Source organism: Chitiniphilus eburneus (assembly GCF_005048205.1).
In the GTDB taxonomy this organism is placed as follows: domain Bacteria; phylum Pseudomonadota; class Gammaproteobacteria; order Burkholderiales; family Chitinibacteraceae; genus Chitiniphilus; species Chitiniphilus eburneus.
This window is the reverse complement of the sequence record NZ_SUMF01000091.1, coordinates 1-647: the sequence shown is the minus strand read 5'-3', so window position 1 is coordinate 647 and position 647 is coordinate 1. Positions and strand designations below refer to the sequence as shown.

Annotated in this window: 1 protein-coding gene; it reads left to right on the top strand. The window is 73.1% G+C overall.

All coding sequences use genetic code 11. From position 1 onward, the window contains the following. Positions 1-104: 104 nt before the first annotated feature. Positions 105-647: hypothetical protein (locus tag FAZ21_RS20095; RefSeq protein ID WP_136775199.1), on the top strand; the 543-nt coding region annotated here is incomplete at its 3' end.

Here is a 647-nt window from a genome sequence, read left to right as displayed (position 1 = left end):
GACCACGGCAAACCCGCGTGGAGCTATGTCGGTGGCCAGTACATCCAGGGCCTCGCCAACCGCCGCGCCGCCGAGCGCGCGCTGTGCGAGGGGAGGGCGCCGCGATGAGCCGCCCGATGCAGTTCGTACTGGCGCTGTCGGTGGTGCTTGGGCTGGGGGCCACCCTGTGGCTGGGCTATCTGCTCGGTCATGCCCGCGCGCCGGTACCGGAGAACACCGCACCTGCCGCGCAGCAGCCCCAGGACGACGGCAGCGTGATCGCCGCCCGCCTGCCGGATCCGGCACCCAGCCCGCCGCCGCACCAGTTGCCCAAGGGGGCGCACGAAGAGCGCCGCGTGAGCGTGACGGTGCGCCCCACTGTCCAGCCCACCCCAGTAGCCGCTGCCGACGGCACGCTGCATTGTGAGTGCCCGCCGGTCACCGTCGATCTGTCGCTGGTGCAGGTAGATGGCGGCCGGCGCGTGATCGCCAGCTCGCCCGATGGTCAGGTGATTCGCGCGCTGGATGTGCCGATCGATCCGGCGCCGCTGCCGCCACCGTCCCGGCCGTGGGCGGCGGGCCTCAGCTACGGCGCCAACTCGGGCACCGTCGGCGCCTGGGTGGAGCGCGACGTCAGCCGCATCCGCCTCGGGCTGGATGTGCAGCAG